This window comes from Promineifilum sp. (SeqCode), from assembly GCF_041918635.1.
In the GTDB taxonomy this organism is placed as follows: Bacteria; Chloroflexota; Anaerolineae; order Promineifilales; family Promineifilaceae; genus Promineifilum.
On the sequence record NZ_JAYRVJ010000113.1, the window covers coordinates 1 to 2,403 of the forward strand.

Here is a 2,403-nt window from a genome sequence, read left to right on the forward strand (position 1 = left end):
ATCAAGCCATCTTAATCTGGATAAAGGGGACGCCATGAATGATCAGATTCTTCGCTCAGCCTTCGACACGCACAACGCCGGCGACATCTCGCTGGAAGCGGCGCGCACCTACGTCAACGCCGCCCAGAAGCGCTGCGAGGCGGACCGCGCCGCCGGCATCGCCGCGCTGGAGGACATTTTCTGTAGCGGCGGGCCACCCGCGCCGGCGCTGGACGGCCGCTACCGGGGGGAGCTGGTGACGATCACGCTCGCGCGCGGCCTGACCCGGCCGGTCGAGTCGCTCGTCGCGCGCTACCGGCCGTGGCAGGGCAAGGTCTTCGACGCGGCCGGCCAGCGGGGCGAGAACGTCATCCACCCCGGGGCCATCCCGCCGGCGCGCCTGCTGTGGCCCTTCTACCGCGGCTACCGGCGCGAGGGGGCGGAGGCGCGGGCCTTCACGTTCCGCACGACGGTCGGGCCGGCCCTGCGCGACCCCAAGTTGCTGGTGCTGAAGCTGGACTACAACGTGCCGGCCAACCCGCGGCTGGCTGTGTCCATCCGGCGCGTCCTGGACGAAGTGGTGCAGGTGGCCGACGGCTACTACCTGGGCAAGGCGTACGTCCATTGGTATGGGGGCGGCTGGTCGCTGGCCGGCTACTTCACCCTAGTGGCTGACGAGAGTCGGCGGCCGATGAGAGCCGACGGCCGATGAGAGTCAGCGGCCGACGAGAAATGAGCAGCGATTGACCGGCAACTGACCACTGGGCGGGCTGTCGAGTGGGCAGCGGGCGGCGCTATCCTGTGGGCGTTGGTGAAAAGAGACAGTTTCACCGTCGGGAGGCAATACAGATGGCAGAGTATACCTTTGTGGATCACTGGCACATCCGCGCGCCCATTGAAGCGGTCTATCGCCACGTGTCCGATCCGCGCACCTACGGGCAGTGGTGGCCCTCTTACGATGGCATCCGCATCCTGGAGGACGCGCCTTTCCCCCACGTCGGCGGGCGGGCCGAATTGCTGGTCAAGTCCCCGTTCGGCTACCGCCTGCGGCTGGAAGTCGAGACGACGGAGGCCACGCCGCCCACCTACCTGAAGACCGTCTCGCGCGGCCAACTGGAGGGCGAGGGCCTCTGGGCGTTCCGCCAGGAAGGGGACACGACGCACGCGACGTGGACGTGGATCGTGCGCACGAACCACCCGCTGCTGAACCGGCTGGAGTGGATCGCCAAGCCGCTCTTCGCGCTGAGCCACGTCATCCAATCCGGCCGCGGCCATCGCGGCTTGAAGCGCTTGCTGGAGCGCGGGGCTGAGGCGGAGGCGTTTCCCATTCCTTGAAAGGGAGCAGGGGTGCAGGGGTGCGGGGGAGCGGGAATCCCTCCCACTGCCTACTGGCCCACTGACAACTGGCAACTGACAACTGGCAACTGGCAACTGACAACTTTCTCATCAGGAGACAAACTCATGACCCATTCCTACGATCGTTTCGGTGGACTGAGCGCGATGGTCGTCGGCGCGCTCTCGCTCTTGTATGCCGTCTTCTATCTGGTCATCGCCCGGTCGGCACCGGAAGTGGGCGCGTTGGGCAGCTGGATCATCCTGGCCGCCAGCGGCATCTTCTCCAGCGCGGCCTTCGTGGCCCTCTATTTGCGGCTGCGGCCGGCGTCGGAGGGCTTCGCGCTGTGGGGGCTGGCGCTGGGCCTCTACTCCAGCTTCGCCACGCTGGCCCACGGCGTCTACCAGGCGCTGCTCATCCTCAATCTCCGCTCGGCCGAGCAGGGACAGCGCGCGGCCATCGAGTTGGTGCGCATGGTTCCGTCGCAGGTCGATCCGGCCGGGCTGGGCACGTTCGGCGTCATCGGGCTGGCGTCGCTGGTGACGGGGCTGCTCATCGTGCGCGGCGGGCGGCTGCCGCGGGCGCTGGGCTATCTGGCTATCGTCAACGCGGTGCTGCTGGTGACGCTGTTCTTCGCCACCGCCGCCGGGTCGCAGACGCTCATCCTATTGTCGGGCGGGCTGACCTCGGTCATCGTCGGGCCCATCTTCTGGATCGGGTTGGGCCGGACGCTGCGGCGCGAGACAGAAGCGGCGGGAGCGGCGGCGACGGCGTTGGCGTGAAAAGGAGACACCATGAAACCCGGCGACACCTGGTTCAACCCCGTGACGGGCATGCGAGTGATTGTGCTACAGACGGCCGAGGAGACGGGCGGGCGGGCGGTGGCGGTGGAGTACCGCCTGAAGCCGCACACGGGCCGCGAACTGACCCCCGCCCACCGCCATCGCATCTACACCGAGCGGTTCGAGATCATGGCCGGGCGCGCCGCTTACGTCTGCGGCGACGAGGAACGCACGGCCGAGGCGGGCGAGACGGTGGTCATCCCGCTCGACACGACTCACATCCACCCGTGGAGCATCAGCGACGAGGAG

At 67.9% G+C, this 2,403-nt stretch carries 4 protein-coding genes; all 4 read left to right on the forward strand.

Going from position 1 to position 2,403, the window contains the following annotated elements:
- The first annotated feature begins 34 nt into the window (after window positions 1-34).
- Window positions 35-691: a hypothetical protein gene (locus tag ACE3UY_RS03795; protein WP_374686223.1), complete on the forward strand. Its 657-nt coding sequence runs from the start codon at window positions 35-37 to the stop codon at window positions 689-691.
- A 137-nt stretch (window positions 692-828) separates the two neighbouring features.
- Complete coding sequence (locus ACE3UY_RS03800) at window positions 829-1,314, forward strand: SRPBCC family protein (RefSeq protein WP_374686224.1); 486 nt, start codon at window positions 829-831, stop codon at window positions 1,312-1,314.
- A gap of 126 nt (window positions 1,315-1,440) precedes the next feature.
- The gene (locus ACE3UY_RS03805) at window positions 1,441-2,094 is read left to right on the forward strand and encodes a hypothetical protein (RefSeq protein WP_374686225.1); all 654 of its coding nucleotides are present in this window, start codon (window positions 1,441-1,443) and stop codon (window positions 2,092-2,094) included.
- A 12-nt stretch (window positions 2,095-2,106) separates the two neighbouring features.
- Window positions 2,107-2,403: cupin domain-containing protein (locus ACE3UY_RS03810; protein WP_374686226.1), on the forward strand; the 297-nt coding region annotated here is incomplete at its 3' end.

What these genes read in the sequence shown, in the direction of transcription:
- ACE3UY_RS03795 (WP_374686223.1), top strand. Translation starts at nt 35, where the DNA reads ATGAATGATCAGATTCTTCGCTCAGCCTTCGACACGCACAACGCCGGC.
- ACE3UY_RS03800 (WP_374686224.1), top strand. Translation starts at nt 829, where the DNA reads ATGGCAGAGTATACCTTTGTGGATCACTGGCACATCCGCGCGCCCATT.
- ACE3UY_RS03805 (WP_374686225.1), top strand. Translation starts at nt 1,441, where the DNA reads ATGACCCATTCCTACGATCGTTTCGGTGGACTGAGCGCGATGGTCGTC.